The following is a 17,493-nucleotide window of genomic DNA, read 5'->3' on the forward strand; positions in this document are numbered from 1 at the left end:
GGGAGTGTGTCAGGACAGGAGTACGTTCCGCAGCAGATCGGGGACCGGGACCGATCCCGACCCGTCGGTCGCGATCACCGCGTGCACGACCCGGCCCGACACGGCGTCGGTGGGGACCTCGGCGTCGAGGTCCGTGCGGAACACGAACTCGAGGGTGAAGCTCTTGTTCCCGATCCGCCCGGTCCGCAGGACCAGCTCGACATCGCGATCGTCGGTCAGGCCCGCGGCGTAGTCCATCTCCACGTGCACGACCTGGGTGTCGAATCCGGCCGCCAGCAGCGCCTCGTAGCCGTCCCCGCGGTCGGCGTAGAACTCCGTCACCGCCGTGTCGACGTAGCCCAGGTACCACATGTTGAACATCACGCCCTGGCGGTCGATCTCGTAGTACCGCGGCCGGAATCGATACCGGAAGTCCGTCATCGTTCCGCCCTCGCGGCGGCCAACGCGGCCGCCATCGCGGCGCGCGGCGCCGGCCGGCCGGTGAACCATTCGGCCTGGCGGTACGCCTGCGCGAGCAGCATCGTCAGGCCGCCGGCGGTCCGGGCGCCCTTCGACTCGGCCGCCGCCACGAGTAGCGTGGGCCAGGGATCGTAGGCGACGTCCGCGACGGCGGGCGCCGCCGACGACAGCGCGTCCACGAGCGGGAAGTCTTCGGACTGGGCCGATCCCGGCACCGTCGACACCACGACGTCCGCCGTCGGCACGGAGTCCGCCGCGAGCGGTGCCCACGACGCGGTGAGGCCGAAGGACGCGGCGCACAGCAGGGCGTCCTGCGCCCGCGACTCCGAGCGGGCGAGCACCGTCGCCCTGCGGAAGCCGCGGTCGGCGAGCGCGGCGAACACCGGGCGGGCCGTGCCGCCGGCACCGACGACGACCGCCGACTCCCCCGCCGCGCCGCACTCGTCCAGGAGGCCGGCGGCACCGTCGACGTCCGTGCAGTCGGCCAGCCACCCGGCCTCGGTGCGCACCAGCGTGTTCGCGGACCCGACGGTGACCGCGCGCTCCGTACGCTCGTCGGCGAACGCCAGGGCCGCGAACTTCCCGGGCATCGTGACGGACAGGCCCACCCACTCCGACCCCAGGCCGGCGACCAGGCCCGGCAGAGCATCGGCGTCGCACTCGATCCGCTCGTAGGTCCAGTCCAGACCCAACGCGCGGAACGCGGCGTTGTGGAGCACCGGGGACAGCGAATGCGCGATCGGCTTCCCCAGGACCGCCGCGCGTCGCGATCCGGTCACCGACCGCAGCCCGCAGTCAGGAACTTCGTGTCGCAGGCCTTCTGCCGGTTGCGCTCGTGCTGCGCGAAGTCGTCGGTGAACAGCGTCGTGCCCTGGCTGTCGACCGTGACGAAGTACAGCCACGGCCCCGGTGCGGGGTTCTCCGTCGCGACCAGCGCCGGGATCCCCACCGCGCCGATCGGCGTCGCCGGCAGACCCGTCTTGGCGTAGGTGTTCCACTCGGTCTTCTTGAGCAGCTGCTCGCCCACCACGTCGATGCCGGTGACGGCCTCGGTGTAGTTGACGGTCGAATCCATCTCGAGCTTCTGGTTCTTCGCGAGCCGGTTGAGGATCACCCGCGCGACCTTCGGGTAGTCGTCGGCCTGGTTCACCTCGCGCTCGACGATCGACGCGGACACCAGCACCTGGTACGGCGCGAGCTTCGCCGCGGACGTGCGGCTCGCGTCGAGCAGGCCCTGCGCCTCGTACTGCTTGGCCGACGCCGTGATGAGCTCCTTGAGGATCGACACCGGCGTGCCCGACGGGTCGATCTGGTCCCACACGCCCGGCGCGATGAGCCCCTCGATGCGGCGGTGATCCCCCTTGAGCCGGTTCACGGTGGCGGCCGCCCAGTCGGGGACCCCGAGATCGGCGACACTCGCCGTGGAGGCCACCTTGACGAAATCCGCCTTGGCCGTCTGCTTCTTCACGCCGCCGTCCGTATGGGCCGTGGCCGCGGACAGCTGACTGAAGATCCCCGGCGCGACCTTGTTGTCCTTGTTGCGCTTGTCGTCGAGGACCGCACCGGGCGAGACGTTGAGCATGCCCACGCGGTGCGTCCGCGCCGGGTCCACCAGCATGGTGACGACCTCGGACGCGGGCAGGGTCATGCGGAGCTCGTAGTAGCCCGCGGAGATCGGCTTGTCGCCCGCGGCCCGGTTGAACGCGCCGACCGACTTGACCACCCCGGCGTCCACGAGGTTCTGCGCGAAGTCCGAGTTGTTCTCACCGGTGATGTGCACGACGACCTCGGCACCCGACTGACCCGACGCGAAGTCCTCCGGAGCAGCCCCGCCCCCGAACAACGAACCGCGCACCGTCCACAGCACCGCGCCGACCGCCACGAGGAAGACCACCAGGATCGACAGCAGAGCGATGCGGCGGCGGCGCTTCACCTGCGCCTGTCGCGCGGCCCTGCGTCGGTCCGCCCGGGTGGTCCGCTGCTCGCCGACCGCGACCGGTTCCGCGCGGTGCCTGTTCCACCCGTCGCTCACTCGCCGACCTCCTCGGGGCCGGGCACCGGCCTCTGCTCGTCGAGCCATCCCTGCAGGATGGCCACCGCGGCGGCCTGATCGATCACCGCTCGCTGCTCCTTCGCCCGCACCCCGTTCTCGCGCAGCGCACGCTGCGCGGTGACCGTGGTGAAGCGCTCGTCAGAAAAACATACCCGTGGCGGCGTTGCCTGTGAGGTACGCAGGACCCCGGCGAGCCGTCGCGCGAAGCCCTCGGCCATCTTCGCCGAGGCCCCACGTTCGCCGCGCAGGGTGCGGGGCATCCCGACGACGATCTCGATCGGCTCGTAGTCGACCACCAGTTGCGCGATCCGCCGCAGGTCGGAGCCGTCCTTCGCGGCGCGGACCGTCTCCACCGGCGTGGCGAGGATCCCGTCGGGATCCGAGACGGCCACGCCGATGCGGGCCTTCCCCACGTCCAGGGCGAGCCGACGGCCGCGCTCCCACGCGGGCTGCGCGCCGCTCACCGTCAGGCGCCCACCGTCCGCGTGACCTCGGCCCGGACCGCGGCGATACCGCCGTCGATGCCCGAGGCGTCCGATCCGGCACCCTGGGCCATGTCGGCCTTGCCGCCGCCGCGCCCGCCGACCGACGGGGCCGCGGCCTTGACCACGTCGCCGGCCTTGACGCCCAGTTCCTGCGCGGCGTCGTTGGCCGCGACCACGAAGGGCACCTTGTCGCCGTCGACCGCGAACAGGGCGATGACGGCCGGCTCAGCGCCGAGGCGGCCCTTGAGCTGCATGACCAGACCGCGGAGCTCACCGGCGGTGACGCCCTGCGGCGCCTTCGCGGCGACCAGCCGGACGGCGCCCACCCGCTCGGGGGCGGACGCCAGCTCCGCCAGCGCGGACAGCGCCGCCTGCGCCCGCAGCTTCTCCAGTTCCTTCTCGGCGTCCTTGAGCCGGGTGACCAGCGACTCGACGCGCGCCGGCACCTCCTCCGAGGGCACCTTGAGCGAGCTCGACAACGCGGATACGAGGGCGTGCTCCTTCGCGAGGTACTGCTGCGAGTCGAGGCCCACGTAGGCCTCGACGCGACGCACGCCCGAGCCGACGGAGCTCTCCCCGAGCAGGGTGACGGGGCCGACCAGACCCGAGCTGGCGACGTGCGTACCGCCGCACAGCTCCATCGAGAAGGGCCCGCCGATCTCGACGACGCGCACCCGCTCGCCGTAGTTCTCGCCGAACAGCGCCATCGCGCCGCTCTTCTTCGCGGTCTCCAGGTCGGTGACCTGGGTGTGCACCGCGTAGTCGGCCTGCACGGCCTCGTTGGTCACCCGCTCGATGTCGGCGCGCTGCTGCTCGTTCAGGCCGCCCGACCAGCGGAAGTCGAAGCGCAGGTAGCCGGGCTTGTTGAGCGAGCCCGCCTGCACGGCATTGGGGCCGAGCACCTGGTGCAGCGCGGCGTGCACCAGGTGGGTCCCCGAATGCCCCTGGGTGCTGCCGTGCCGGTGCGACGGGTCGACCGCGACGGTGACGGTGTCGCCCTCGGCGACCTCGCCGGCGGCGACGGTGCCCTGGTGGCGCCACACGGTCTTCGCGACGCGCTGCACGTCGGTCACGACGATCTGCGCGCCGGCGGCGGTGGTGATCGTGCCGATGTCGGCGAGCTGACCGCCGGCCTCCGCGTAGAGCGGGCTGCGGTCCAGCACGATCTCGATGTCGTCGCCCTGGTGCGCGACGGGTACGCGGACGCCGTCCTTGATCAGGCCGAGCACCTGCGCGTCGGAGACCAGCTCGTCGAAGCCGGTGAACTCCGTGGGTCCGCGGTCCACGAACTCGCGGAACACCGACAGGTCGGCCAGCGCCGACTTGCGCGAGTTCGCGTCGTCCTTGGCGCGCTGGCGCTGCTCGGCCATGAGCGCGCGGAAGCCGTCCTCGTCGACCGAGAGGCCGGCCTCGGAGGCCATCTCCAGCGTGAGGTCGATCGGGAAGCCGTAGGTGTCGTGCAGTGTGAAGGCGTCGTCGCCCGAGAGCACCGTCCGGCCCGAGGACTTGGTCGAGTCCACGGCATTGCCGAACAGCGTGGTGCCCTGTTCGAGAGTCTTGAGGAAGGCCTGCTCCTCGCCGGTGGCGATGTTCCGGATGCGCTCGGCGTCGTCGGCGAGCGAAGGGTACGACAGGGTCATCGTCGAGATGACGGTGTCGACGAAGGCGCCCATCGTCTCGCCGGTCGCGCCGAGGAGGCGGGCCGAGCGCACCACGCGGCGCAGGAGGCGGCGCAGCACGTAGCCACGGCCGTCGTTGCCGGGGTTCACGCCGTCCTCGATGAGCATCACCGCGGTGCGGGTGTGGTCGGCGATGACGCGGAAGAGCCGGTCGTGCTCCGGGTTGGATTCAGGTCGCCGGCCGTACACCTGCCCCGTGAGCTCCTGGGCGCGGTCGATGACGGGACGCAGCAGGTCGGTGTCGTAGACGTTGTCGACGCCCTGCAGCAGGAAGGCGACGCGCTCGACGCCCATGCCGGTGTCGATGTTCTTCTTCGGCAGCTCGCCGAGGATCTCGAAGTTCTCCTTGCCGCCGCCCTGGCCCCGCTCGTTCTGCATGAAGACGAGGTTCCAGATCTCGATGTAGCGGTCCTCGTCGGCCTCCGGGCCGCCCTCGACGCCGTACTCGGGGCCGCGGTCGTAGAAGATCTCCGAGCACGGGCCCGCGGGTCCGGGGATGCCCATGGACCAGTAGTTGTCCTTCATACCGCGGCGCTGGATGCGCTCGGGCACCTGGCCGACCTCGAGCCACAGGTCGCGGGCCTCGTCGTCGTCGAGGTACACGGTGGACCACAGGCGCTCGGGATCCATCCCGAATCCGCCCTCGTCGACGGGGTTCGTCAGCAGCGACCAGGCGAAGCGGATGGCCTCGCGCTTGAAGTAGTCGCCGAAGCTGAAGTTGCCGGCCATCTGGAAGAAGGTGTTGTGGCGCGTGGTGATGCCCACCTCCTCGATGTCGAGGGTGCGCACGCACTTCTGGATCGACGTCGCCCGGTCGTAGGGCGGCGTCTGCTGGCCCAGGAAGTACGGCACGAAGGGCACCATGCCGGCGATCACGAACAGCTGATTCGGGTCGTTCAGGACCAGCGACGCACTCGGCACCTGGGTGTGTCCGGCCTTGACGAAGTGGTCCGTGAACCGCTTCCGAATCTCATGGGTCTGCACAACGATCCTTCGCGTAAAAGATTTCGATCTCGACCTACGAACCTTACCGGCGACGCAGGATCCCGCGCAGCCGCGTTACCCGCGGGCCGATCTCCCGCTCGAAGCCGTGATCGGTGGGGGCGTAGTAGTCGACGCCCACCAGGTCGTCCGGCGGGTACTGCTGCGCGGCGACACCGCCCGGCACGCCGTGCGGGTACACGTAGCCCTGCGCGTTGCCCAATTTCTCCGCGCCCGCGTAGTGGCCGTCCCGCAGGTGCGGCGGCACCGCCCCCGCCTTGCCTGCGCCGATGTCGCCCATGGCCGCGCCGATCGCGGAGACCACCCCGTCGGACTTGGGGGCCGTGGCCAGGTGGATCGTGGCCTGTGCCAGGGCGAGCCGCGCCTCCGGCATGCCGATCAATTGGACCGCCTGCGCCGCCGCAGTGGCTACGAGCAGGGCCTGCGGGTCGGCCATGCCGATGTCCTCGGACGCGTGCACGACGAGTCGCCGGGCGATGAACCGCGGGTCCTCCCCCGCGGAGATCATCCGCGCCAGGTAGTGCAGCGCCGCATCGACATCGGAGCCGCGGATCGACTTGATGAAGGCGCTGATGACGTCGTAGTGCTGGTCTCCGGCGCGGTCGTACCGCACGGCCGCGGTGTCGATCGACGACTCGACGATCTCCAGGCTGATCTCGTCGACCTGCTCCCCGAGCGCGACGTCCGCGGCGGCCTCGAGCGCCGTCAGCGAGCGCCGCGCGTCCCCTCCGGCCAGCCGCACCAGGTGCTCCCGGGCCTCGTCGGAGATGGTCAGCGCGCCGTCGTAGCCCCGGGCGTCCGTGAGAGCGCGGTCGATCAGCTCCGAGATGTGCTCGGGCTCCAGCGGCCTCAGCTGCAGGATGAGCGAGCGCGAAAGCAGCGGCGAGACGACGGAGAAGCTCGGGTTCTCGGTGGTCGCCGCGACGAGCAGCACGACGCGGTTCTCGACCGCCGCCAGCAGCGCGTCCTGCTGTGCCTTGGAGAACCGGTGGACCTCGTCGATGAACAGCACCGTCTGCTCGTCGACCAGCAGCCGGCGGCGCGCCACCTCGATGACCGCGCGCACGTCCTTGACGCCCGCGGACAGCGCGGAGAGGGCCTCGAACCGACGCCCCGTGGCGCCGGAGATCAGCGAGGCGATCGTCGTCTTGCCCGTACCGGGCGGGCCGTAGAGGATCACGCTGGCGGCGCCCGCACCGTCGATCAGCCTGCGCAGCGGCGTGCCGGGGCCGAGCAGGTGCTCCTGGCCGAGGACCTCCTCGAGGCCTCGGGGCCGGAGGCGGACGGCGAGGGGCGTGCCCGCGTGCGTGGGGACGAACTCGACCGGACCGCGGGCCGACGGTGCCTCCGGTGGCGCTCCGAGGTCCCCGTCGTCGCCGAACAGGGAGCCGGTCACAGCGCGCGGACCTCCGCGGCGGCGGCGACCGCGATGTCGCGCAGCCGCGGGTCCGCGGCGGCGAGGCGGTCCCACCGGGCGGCGAGATCGTCGTTCGACCAGGCCGGCAGGCTGTCGAGGTGGCCGGCGTCGATCCGGCTCGCGGAGTCCAGACCCAGCGCCCAGTAGGTGGCGAGCGTGAGCCAGGCGAGCTTCGCGGTGGTCACGTGCCGGCGCAGGGCGACATCGTCGGCCAGCCTGGGCCACAGCCGCACCACCTCGGACCGCCAGGCCTCGACGATCGCGATGTCGTGCTCGGTCGAGTGGCCGTCCGCGGTGCAGTCGGGATAGGTCAGCAGGACGTAGGCCACGTCGAGCGCGCCGTCACGGAAGCCGGCCCACTCGTAGTCGAGGAAGCGCACCGCGCCGCCGACCACGTGCGTGTTGTCGGGACCGACGTCGGACGGGCTGAACGCGCGGAAGGGCCCCTCGGTGAACATCGCGACCGCGGCGTCCAGGACCGACCGGGCACCGTCGTCGATACCGCCGATGGCGCGCGGCACCGCGAGCGCGGCGCGCGCGGCCTCTCCCGCGACCGGGTCGTTGCGGGAATCGGTGTGTTCGCGCCTCGCCAGCACGGACAGGTCGCGTTCGCGTCCGTAGGTACCCGCGTGCATGCGCCCGAGCGCCTGGGCCCACGCGGAGAGCACCGTCGCCGCGCCGGACGACGGGGTGCGGCGCAACCGGTCCGCCATCGTCTCGCCCTCGCCGAGATCCTGCAGCACGAGGATCTTCGCGTCCGGGTCCGAGGCGAGCAGTTGCGGGCCCGGACGGGCGTCGACCGGCAGCGCCGTCGCGAACTTGTAGGCGGCGCCCTCCCGGGCGAAGGCCTCGGAATGATCGGCGTCCGAGTGATCGGGGGCCCGGAGCTGCTTGATCACGACGGTGCGCGGCAACAGCGGGTTGTTGTGCAGGACCCGCACGCGCATCACCAGCGTGCGGCCCGAGCCGCCCAGATCCTCCGGCTCGCCCAGCTCGACGGGTGCGCCGACCCGACGTCCCAGCAGACCCTCCACCGCGGTGAGGGCCGCCCCCGTCGTCTCGTACCCCAGCGCGGCAACCATCGCTTCCAACCTACCTCAGTCCGGCAGGGGCGCGACGTCCACGGAGACATGGATCTTCGACCCCTTCGATTCGGTGTAGATGACGCCGCGCAGGGGTGGAACGTCCTCGTAATCGCGGCCCCATGCCACGGTCACGTGCCGCTCGTCGACGAACTTGTTGTTGGTCGGGTCGAAGGGCAGCCAGACATCGCCGGGCAGCCGCACCGCGGCCCACGCGTGGGTCGCCCCGGCGCCGACGACCCGGTCCTGGCCGGGGGGCGGCTCGGTGGCGAGGTAGCCCGACACGTACCGGGCCGCGAGGCCCTTCGACCGCAGGCACGCGATCGCGACCCGCGCGAAGTCCTGGCACACGCCCTGACGGCGCTCCATCACCGTCCCGACCCGGGTCGAGACATTGGTCGCGCCGGACGTGTACGCGAAGTCCGTGTAGATCCGCGTCGTCAGCTCCTCGATCGCCTCGACCAGCGGCTTGCCGGGCGTGAAGACCGCGTCGGCGTAGGCGCGGACGGCGTCGTCGATCTCCGGCGGGCGCTGGTCCAGGCGGTACTGCACGGCCACCGCGCCGGCCTCGCCGACCGGCCGCGCGAGTTCCCACGGCGCGAGCGCGGCGCCCTCGTCGGTGACGGCCCGGTCCAGCGGGTCGACCACCACGAGCGACTCCCCGCGGACCGTGAGTTGCGTGTGCGGGGTCGTGACGTGGAAGTAGGTGTCGGTGTTGCCGAAGGCGTCGACGCCCTCCGACCGGTCGGTCGGCTCGGGCCCGATCGTGATCGCGTGCTCGTCGACGCGCTGATCGGACAGCTCCCGCGGCGACAGGTAGCAGCGGCCGAAGCTCGACGTGACCTCGGCGTCGTAGGTGTAGGTGGTCTCGTGCACCACGCGGTAGCGGCGCGACCGGGAGTCCTCGGTCCGCCGGGAGAAGCTCAGCCCCACGACTGCACCCCCACCCAGATCGGGCGCGCCGCGGCCGGCAGTGCGAAACGGGTTCGTTCGAGCACGTCGGAGACCTCGCGGAGCGCCTCGTCGACGGCGTCCAGCAGGCCCTCCAGCTCGGCGCGCCGGCCGTCCACGACGGTCTCGACCTCGTCCGGATCGAACCGGTGGAGCCGGGTCAGGGCCTCGCCGACGGTGCGCTCGCAGGTCGGGCTGCGCAGCTCGTCGGGCAGCTGCGCCAGGCCCTCTGCCAGCGCCCCGAGCGCGGCCACGAGCGACCGCGGGTTGGTGGCGTCGAGGAACATCAGGTCGACCGCGGCGCTCGCCCGGAGCACGGCCCGGTGCCTGCGCCGGTACGTGACCGCGGACTCGCACGTCACCAGGTAGGCCTCGAGCATGCCCGCGTCGACGTCGGCCGCCGCGGTCGGCACGACCATCGCCCGGGTCACGGCGCTGAGCTGCAGCGATCGCTCGATCCGGCGGCCGGCGTCCATCATCAGCCAGGCCGGGTCCTGCACGAGGGACTCACGGGCGAGCCCGGAGAACGCGAGCAGCGAGACCAGGACCTCGCCGAGCGTCTGATCGAGCTGCTCGCCGCCGTCGTCCGGGTCGGCCGCGAGGCGCGCCAACGACCGCTCGGCGCCGCTGAGCACCAGCCAGGTGTCGGTGGACATCTGGTCGCGCACCGCCCGCAGGCAGGCGCGCAGCCGCACGCCCGAATGCACGACGGTGCCGGGCACGTCCGCGTCGAGCGTGAGCCGGCGCAGCCGGGCCGTGACATCGGACTGTTCGGCGCCCTCGACGACGATCCGCCCCAACTGGTCGGTGACCGACGCCGCGACCACCGCGTCGAGCAGGGGCTGCAGTACCGCGGAGCCGGCCTGCCAGGGCCGGTGCCGGAACTCGCGGCTGCGGTCGTGCGCGACCGACACCAGCCGGACGGTCGCCTCGGCGCGCTCGGCGTACCGGCCGATCCAGAATTGGTCGGACAGCACGCGGGCGGTCGCGATCGGCCCGCTCGGCGCCGCGCCGACCCGCCCGGACCGGGGTGCGGTGGCCACGCGGGCCGGGGCTCGCAGGTCCTCGGACGTCGGCACCCAGACATCACGCGCCGCCGACGAGTTGAGCAGGGACCCGGCGGCACCGTCGAGCAGGACCTGGCCGAGCCCGCCCGGCAGCACCGAGTACCCGGATTCCTGGGCGAGGGAGAAGGCACGCAGCGCGAAGCCGCGCTCGACGACGGTGCCGCGGTCGATCGCGGGGCGGCCGGTCGCGGGGACGAGGGTCTTGACGCACCAGACGGACGGGTCCGCGGCGACGCGGGCGCGCAGGTCGTCCGCCGCGCCCGCGGACAGGGCGTCGCCGACGACGCGCTCCCCCGTGGCGAAGTCGATGACGAGCATCTCGTCGAGCGGACCGTCCAGGGTGGCACGCCCGGCCGGGGTGGCGGCGTGCAGGGTGGGCGTGGACGCGAGCAGGAGGTCCTCGTCGAGCAGCGCGCGGCACAGCTGCGGCAGGAACGCGTGCAGCGCGGGGTTCTCGAGCACGCCCGAGCCGAGCGTGTTGACGACGGTGACCGCCCCGCGGGTCATCATCTCGACCAGCCCGACGACGCCGAGCTGCGAGTCGGTCCGCAGGTCGAGGGGGTCGGAGAACTCGGAGTCGACGCGGCGCAAGATGACGTCGATCCGCTTCATCCGCCCCAGGGCGCGCATGAAGACGCCGCCGTCGCGGACCGTCAGATCCGCGGCCTCGACCAGCGGGAAGCCCAGCACCGAGGCGAGGTAGGCCTGGTCGAAAGCGGTCTCCGAGAAGGCGCCGGGGCTCAGCACCACGACGGTCGGGTCGTCGGCGCCCGGCGGGGCCGCCTCGATCAGCTGCACCCGCAGGGCGGCCGCGAACGACGAGACGGGGCGCGGGGTCTCGGTGCGGAACTCGCGCGGGAGGGCGCGGGAGGTCACCCGGCGGTCGGCCAGCGCGTAGCCCACGCCCGACGGGGCCTGGGTCCGGTCCGCGACGGCGACGTATCCGCGCGCGGCACCGTCGGCGCCGGCGGTCTCGGTGAGGTCCACGCCGTGCAGGAACAGGGACCGCGGGCCGGGCGACGGTACGCCGACGGCCCGCCGGATGTACCCGGGGTGCGCGAAGAGCACCTCGGGCGGCACCAGGCCGGTCCGGACGGTGCGCTGCTCGCCGTAGAAGTCCTTCAGGACCGCGTCGAACAGCAGGGACCGCTGGGCGACGCCGCGGGCGAGGTGATCCCATTCCTCGCTGCCGAGCAGCACCGGCAGCGGGTCGAGCCGCCAGGGACCGGGTTCGACCGGGTCGTTCGTCGTCGGGAGCGCGTCGAGGGCGTTGTAGGTGATGCCCTCGTCGTCGATGAGCCCCCGGACGCGGGTGCTCAGTCGGCGCAGGCCCTCGCGGTCGAGTGCGCGCAGCGCGTCGATGCTCACAGTCCCACCTGCTCCCGCATGTCGCGCCAGGCCGCCGGACGCAGTGCCAGCACGAGGAATCCCGCGACGACGATCCCCACCAGGTTGACTCCCAACTGCGCGGTCGACTCCAGCGCCCGGTGCCAGTCGCCGACCGTCGCGGCGACCACGGCGTACCCGGCGGCCGGCACCGTCGTGACCGAGATGAACACCCCGACCAGCGCCGCGGACTTCGCGGTCACCATCGAGATCATGCCCGCCGCGCCGGCCAGCAGCGCGACGATCAGCGAGAACGGGCCGACGCGGTAGATGAAGTCGACCTGCGCCGCCGACGCCAGCACGTCCTCCGGGTACAGATCGGCGGCGAGCGCGAGCTCGGCCCCGATCCACGTGCACGCCATCGCCACGGGGAAGCCGACGAGCAGCGCGATCGACGGGCGCAGCGCGAAGTGCGGGCGCCGCGTCGCGAGGGCCACCGCGATCGCGGCGAGCGGACCGAACTCCGGGCCGACGACCATCGCGCCGACCACCGTGACCGGCGAGTTCGTGACCACGCCGACCGCGGCGAGCATGACCGCGAGGACCAGGAACGCCAGGAAGGTGACGTTGAGCGTCGACTCCTCGCGGGTCCGGGCCGTCAGTTCCTCCCAGACCACCGCGTCCGACGGGTCGCCGGGCACTGCGCGCTCGGCCTCGTCCGCGGCGGCGGACAGGACCGTGTCGAGCGAGGCGACGGTGACGGCACCGTCGGCCGGGATACCGAGGGCCTCCAGGCCCTGCAGGACCCGGTGCGCCGCCTCCCGCGTGACGTCCGCGCCGATCACGTCGCCCGAGGGCTCGATCGAGCCGCCGGGCGCGAGCGTGATGTGGGTGACGCCCGGCCGGGATCGCAGGATGTCGAGCACCGCGGCGGTGCGCTCCGGCGGGCTGATCACCCGGATGTGGCGCACGGGCTACTTCTGCTCGGCGACCTGGTCCGCGGCGGCCGGCTCCGGCTTCTTGGGCTTGGCGTCCATGCCCGACTCGCGGCGCTGCTGCACCGTGATCGGGGCGGGCGCCTCGGTCAGCGGATCGACGCCACCGCCCGACTTCGGGAACGCGATGACCTCGCGGATCGACGGCGCGCCGGCGAGCAGCGAGACCACGCGGTCCCAGCCGAAGGCGATGCCGCCGTGCGGCGGGGCGCCGTAGGAGAAGGCGTCGAGGAGGAAGCCGAACTTCTCGCGCGCCTGCTCCTCGTCGATGCCCATGATCGCGAAGACGCGTTCCTGCACGTCCTTGCGATGGATACGGATCGAACCGCCGCCGATCTCGTTGCCGTTGCAGACGATGTCGTAGGCGTACGCTAGGGCGCTGCCCGGGTCGGTGTCGAACGTGTCCACCGACTCCGGCTTGGGGCTGGTGAAGGCGTGGTGGACGGCCGTCCAGGCGCCGTCGCCCACGGCGACATCGCCGGAGGCGGTGGCATCGTCGGCGGGCTCGAACAGCGGCGCGTCGACGACCCAGGTGAAGGCCCAGTCGCCGTCCTTGATCAGGCCGAGCTTGTCGGCGATCTCGCCGCGCGCCGCGCCCAGCAGGGCGCGCATCTGCTTCGTGGCACCGGCGGCGAAGAACACGCAGTCGCCCGGCTGCGCGTGCACGTGCGCGGCCAGGCCCGCCCGCTCGTCGTCGGAGAGGTTCTTGGCGACGGGGCCCGTCAGCTCGCCGTCCTCACCGATCAGCACGTAGGCGAGGCCGCGGGCGCCGCGCTGCTTGGCCCACTCCTGCCAGGCGTCGAGCTGGCGTCGGGGCTGGCTCGCCCCGCCCGGCATCACGACCGCGCCCACGTATTGCGACTGGAAGACGCGGAAGGGCGTGTCCTTGAAGTACTCGGTGCACTCGACCAGCTCGAGGCCGAAGCGCAGGTCCGGCTTGTCCGAGCCGAAGCGACGCATCGCCTCCGCGTAGGTCAGACGCGGGATCGGGGTGGGGATCTCGTGGCCGATGAGCGACCAGAGAGCCTTGACGATCTGCTCGCCGAGCGCGATCACGTCCTCCTGGTCCACGAAGCTCATCTCGATGTCGAGCTGAGTGAACTCGGGCTGGCGGTCGGCGCGGAAGTCCTCATCGCGGTAGCAGCGGGCGATCTGGTAGTACCGCTCCATGCCGGCCACCATGAGCAGCTGCTTGAACAGCTGGGGGCTCTGCGGCAGGGCGTAGAAGGTGCCGGGACGCAGGCGGGCCGGAACCAGGAAGTCGCGCGCGCCCTCCGGGGTGGAGCGAGTGAGCGTGGGCGTCTCGATCTCGGTGAAATCGTTGAGCGCGAGGATGTTGCGCGCCACGGCGTTCGCCTGACTGCGCAGCTTGATCGCGGCGGCGGGGCCCTCGCGGCGCAGGTCCAGGTAGCGGTACTTCAGGCGCGCCTCCTCGCCCGGCTCTTCGTCGAGCTGGAAGGGCAGCGGCGCGGACTCGTTGAGCACGACGAGCTCACTGACGTTGACCTCGATCGCGCCCGACGGGAGGTTCGGGTTCTCGCTGCCCTCGGGCCGCTTCTCGACGGTGCCGGTCACCAGCACGCAGTACTCGGAGCGCAGGCGGTGGGCCTGCTCGGCGACGTCCGACTCGCGGAACACCACCTGGGCGACGCCGGAGCTGTCGCGCAGGTCGATGAAGATGACACCGCCGTGGTCACGCCGGCGGGCGACCCAACCCGCGAGGGTGACGACGGTGCCGGCATCCTCCGCCCGCAACGATCCGGCCAGGTGGGTGCGCAGCACTTCGGGGTGTCCTTTCGACGGAAAACTCGACCCTGGACATGCTACGGGGAACTGTTGCACCCGCGGACACCCGTCTCATGGAATGCTGTTGCGCATGACCTTCCAGGGCAATGGACCGCTTGAGGGCGGAAACGTCGGTGCGGGCGGCGGCGGCGGCGGCATGGGCCGCGGCATGATGATCGGTGGCGGCGGCCTCGGCGCCGTGGTCGTCGTCGTGCTCGGCCTGATCTTCGGTGTCGACCTCACGGGCGGCGGATCGTCGAACAATGCGCAGCAGGGCGGTCAGGGAGGTAACGCGGGCGTCTCGCAGGCGGACGCGGAGATGCAGAAACACCTCGACTCCTGCACGATCGAACTGGCGAACAGCGACACGGCGTGCCGGATCAAGGCGACCACGATCTCGCTGAACAAGGTCTGGCCGACGGTGCTGCAGGGCTACCGGGCACCGAAGGGCAAGACGCTGATCATGCCCGCGGGCGCGACCTCGATCAACACCGCGTGCGGCGTGGCCAGCGCCGATACCGGGCCGTTCTACTGCCCCAGCGACGAGGTCTCGGTGTTCCAGATCGACTTCATGGACCGCGTGATCAAGCGCATGGGCGGCTCCGCCGAGGCCTTCTCGCAGGAGTACATCGTCGCCCACGAGTTCGGGCATCACGTCCAGAAGCTGATCGGCACGATCAACAAGTCGCGGGAGGGTACGGGCGCGCAGAGCGGCTCGGTCCGCGTCGAGCTGCAGGCGGACTGCTTCGCCGGGGTGTGGGCCGCACATGCGGACAAGGGAGCGAACGCGATGCTCAAGCCCTTGACCCGGGACCAGATCACGACCGCGATCACCACCGCGCAGGCCATCGGCGACGACACGATCCAGCGCAACGCCGGCCGCAACCCGAACCCGGAGTCGTTCTCGCACGGCACCTCCGCGCAGCGTGTGAAGTGGTTCTCGCAGGGCTACCAGACCGGCGACCCGAACCAGTGCAACACCTTCGCGGGCACCGTCTGATCGCGTGCTCGAGACGCTGATCCGCTGGGCCGCGTTCTTCGGCGGGTGGCTGCTCGTCGCGGGGCCGCTGGTGCAGTCGAGGCTCGAGCTCGACGCTGAAGCGTCGGAGCTCAGCGGTATCCGAGCCACCGTCGAGGCGACGGCCCCGCCGTCCCGGCTGTCACGGTGGTGGTGGTTGTTCCCGCCAGTGGCGGTGTACCTGACGCGGCGCCGTCAGGCGGCGTACGTCGCGACTCTGCGCGAGGTGCTGACCGCGGAACAGATGAGCAAGCTCGCACACTTCTTCGCCGTCGCGCGGGCGTGGCTGCTCGTCGCGAGCGGCGCGGCTCTCATCGCGCTCAAGGAGACCTACGAGCTCTCCCATCACCAACACTGGGAGCCGTGGGGTTTCTGGGCGTTGACGGCCTTCGCCGTCATCGCGATCGGCGGGCTCAACACGGCCACGTGGAAACGGCCGGACAGCAGGACCTGACCCACGCGGGGCCCGGCGCGAACATAGGGTGGGTCCATGGCTGAGAACACTCCTGCGGGCACCCCGATCGACGCACTGGCGGACCGTCTGGCCCGGCGACTCGCGGAGGCGGACCCGATCGAGGCCACCGCGGTCGGGATCACCGATTTCGACGACCGTCTCACCGACTTCTCCCCCGCCGGCGTCGCCGCGCGTGCCGCGGTGGCCCGCGAGACCCTCACGGAGCTGGCCGGGCTCGCGCCCGAGAACGACGCGGACCGGGTGACCGCGGCCGCGCTCCGCGAGCGGCTCGGCGTGGCGGTCGAGATCGCCGACGCGGGCCACGACATCGGCGATCTCAACGTGATCGCCTCTCCCCTGCAGGCGATCCGGGACGTCTTCGACCTCATGCCCGACGGTGACCCGCGGCTCGCGGCCCGGCTCGCGGCCGTCCCGTCGGCGGTCGAGTCGGCGATCTCCGGCCTGCGTGCACGCCTCGCCGACGGGTCCTGGCCCTTCCCCGAGCTCCAGGTCCGCGAGGTACTCGCGCAGGCCCGGGAGGCCGGCGACCAGGTCGCGGCGAACGCGGACCGCCTCGCCGACCCGGCACCGTCGGGACTGACGGACGCGATCCGGGCGGCCTTCGCACGGTTCGCGGAGGTCCTCGAGACCGAGATCGCGCCGTCCGCGATACCGGTGGACCGGCCCGGCGGCCTCGGAGTGGGGCGGGCGGCCTACCCGCTGTACTCGCGCCTGTTCCTCGGCACCGAGGTCGACCTCGAGGAGACCTACGCGTGGGGGCAGGAGCTGTTGGCGGCGATCGTCGCGGAGCAGCGGGAGGTCGCCGGCCGGCTGTACCCCGGCGCGACGGTCGCGGAGACCCTCGCGCGGCTCGACACCGAGCCGCGGTACGCGCTGCACGGCACGGACGCGCTGCGGGAGTGGATGCAGCGGACGTCGGACGCGTCGGTGGCGGCGCTCGCGGGCACCCACTTCGACATCCCCGCCGAACTGCACCACCTCGACTGCCGGATCGCGCCGAGCAGCAGCGGCGGCATCTACTACACCGGCCCCTCCGCGGACCTGACCCGGCCCGGCGCGATGTGGTGGTCGGTTCCCAAGGGAGTCACCGAGTTCCACACCTGGCAGGAGAAGACGACCGTCTATCACGAGGGGGTGCCCGGCCACCATCTGCAGATCGGGCAGGCCGTGATCGCGCCGCTCAACCGGTGGCGCAAGCTGTACTCCTTCACGTCGGGCCACGGCGAGGGGTGGGCCCTGTACGCGGAGCGACTCATGCGCGACCTGGGCTTCCTGGACGACGACGGCGACCTCATGGGCATGCTCGATTCGCAGCGGCTGCGGGCGGCGCGGGTGGTCCTGGACATCGGCGTGCACTGCGGCTTCGAGGCACCCGCCGAGGTCGGCGGGGGCGAGTGGACCTACGACAAGGGCTGGGCCTTCCTCCGCTCGCACGTCGCGATGGCCGACGAGCAGTTGCGCTTCGAGTACCACCGCTACCTGGGGTGGCCCGGGCAGGCACCGTCGTACTCGGTGGGCCAGCGGGTGTGGGAGCAGACCCGCGACGCCCACCTCGCCGCGCACCCCGGGTCGACGCTCAAGGACTTCCACCGCGACGCCCTCGCCCTCGGCGGTATGGGCCTGGACACCCTCCGCGCCGCAATCGTCTGAATCGCGCCGCGTATAGCGTCCGGACGGCCCGCGGTCAAGACCCACGATC

14 protein-coding genes are annotated in these 17,493 nt (G+C 72.0%); 3 read left to right on the top strand and 11 right to left on the bottom strand.

The window, feature by feature from the left end:
- Positions 1–9: 9 nt before the first annotated feature.
- The 11 genes from AXK61_RS01745 to aspS are packed head-to-tail and all read right to left on the bottom strand — an operon-like array spanning position 10 to position 14,298.
- Positions 10–420, bottom strand: coding sequence for an acyl-CoA thioesterase (locus AXK61_RS01745; RefSeq protein ID WP_068743548.1), 411 nt, complete (start codon positions 418–420; stop codon positions 10–12).
- Positions 417–1,238: a shikimate dehydrogenase gene (locus tag AXK61_RS01750; protein WP_231855391.1), complete on the bottom strand. Its 822-nt coding sequence runs from the start codon at positions 1,236–1,238 to the stop codon at positions 417–419. The genes AXK61_RS01745 and AXK61_RS01750 overlap by 4 nt, the downstream gene beginning before the upstream one ends.
- Positions 1,235–2,491, bottom strand: coding sequence for an endolytic transglycosylase MltG (locus tag AXK61_RS01755; protein ID WP_068569396.1), 1,257 nt, complete (start codon positions 2,489–2,491; stop codon positions 1,235–1,237). The genes AXK61_RS01750 and AXK61_RS01755 overlap by 4 nt, the downstream gene beginning before the upstream one ends.
- Positions 2,488–2,976, bottom strand: a complete 489-nt coding sequence (gene ruvX / locus AXK61_RS01760; protein ID WP_068569395.1) for a Holliday junction resolvase RuvX — start codon at positions 2,974–2,976, stop codon at positions 2,488–2,490. Before ruvX ends, AXK61_RS01755 begins: the two co-directional genes overlap by 4 nt.
- A gap of 2 nt (positions 2,977–2,978) precedes the next feature.
- Positions 2,979–5,660 (bottom strand): alanine--tRNA ligase, encoded by a 2,682-nt coding sequence (gene alaS / locus AXK61_RS01765; protein WP_068743462.1) that lies wholly within the window; start codon positions 5,658–5,660, stop codon positions 2,979–2,981.
- A gap of 43 nt (positions 5,661–5,703) precedes the next feature.
- Complete coding sequence (locus tag AXK61_RS01770; protein ID WP_068569393.1) at positions 5,704–7,074, bottom strand: replication-associated recombination protein A; 1,371 nt, start codon at positions 7,072–7,074, stop codon at positions 5,704–5,706.
- On the bottom strand, positions 7,071–8,177 hold the full coding sequence (locus AXK61_RS01775) for a hypothetical protein (protein ID WP_068569392.1): 1,107 nt from the start codon (positions 8,175–8,177) through the stop codon (positions 7,071–7,073). Before AXK61_RS01775 ends, AXK61_RS01770 begins: the two co-directional genes overlap by 4 nt.
- 15 nt (positions 8,178–8,192) lie before the next feature.
- The gene (locus AXK61_RS01780) at positions 8,193–9,110 is read right to left on the bottom strand and encodes a transglutaminase family protein (protein ID WP_068569391.1); all 918 of its coding nucleotides are present in this window, start codon (positions 9,108–9,110) and stop codon (positions 8,193–8,195) included.
- Positions 9,101–11,563 carry a circularly permuted type 2 ATP-grasp protein gene (locus AXK61_RS01785; RefSeq protein WP_068569390.1) on the bottom strand — a complete coding sequence of 821 codons (2,463 nt, stop codon included), beginning with the start codon at positions 11,561–11,563 and terminating at the stop codon, positions 9,101–9,103. The genes AXK61_RS01780 and AXK61_RS01785 overlap by 10 nt, the downstream gene beginning before the upstream one ends.
- On the bottom strand, positions 11,560–12,492 hold the full coding sequence (locus AXK61_RS01790) for a DUF389 domain-containing protein (RefSeq protein WP_068743464.1): 933 nt from the start codon (positions 12,490–12,492) through the stop codon (positions 11,560–11,562). The genes AXK61_RS01785 and AXK61_RS01790 overlap by 4 nt, the downstream gene beginning before the upstream one ends.
- Positions 12,493–12,495: 3 nt before the next feature.
- Positions 12,496–14,298 (bottom strand): aspartate--tRNA ligase, encoded by a 1,803-nt coding sequence (aspS, locus tag AXK61_RS01795; RefSeq protein WP_068569388.1) that lies wholly within the window; start codon positions 14,296–14,298, stop codon positions 12,496–12,498.
- A gap of 94 nt (positions 14,299–14,392) precedes the next feature.
- Between aspS and ypfJ the strand changes: the two genes are divergently transcribed.
- Genes ypfJ through AXK61_RS01810 form a run of 3 tightly spaced genes read left to right on the top strand, consistent with a single transcriptional unit; the run spans position 14,393 to position 17,444 of the window.
- Positions 14,393–15,301 (top strand): KPN_02809 family neutral zinc metallopeptidase, encoded by a 909-nt coding sequence (gene ypfJ / locus AXK61_RS01800; RefSeq protein WP_068743466.1) that lies wholly within the window; start codon positions 14,393–14,395, stop codon positions 15,299–15,301.
- 4 nt (positions 15,302–15,305) lie between these two features.
- Positions 15,306–15,773, top strand: coding sequence for a hypothetical protein (locus AXK61_RS01805; protein ID WP_068569386.1), 468 nt, complete (start codon positions 15,306–15,308; stop codon positions 15,771–15,773).
- Positions 15,774–15,809: 36 nt separating this feature from the next.
- Positions 15,810–17,444, top strand: a complete 1,635-nt coding sequence (locus AXK61_RS01810; RefSeq protein WP_068743468.1) for a DUF885 domain-containing protein — start codon at positions 15,810–15,812, stop codon at positions 17,442–17,444.
- Positions 17,445–17,493 lie beyond the last annotated feature (49 nt).

Origin of the sequence: Tsukamurella pseudospumae (assembly GCF_001575205.1) — a bacterium.
GTDB lineage: Bacteria > Actinomycetota > Actinomycetes > Mycobacteriales > Mycobacteriaceae > Tsukamurella > Tsukamurella pseudospumae.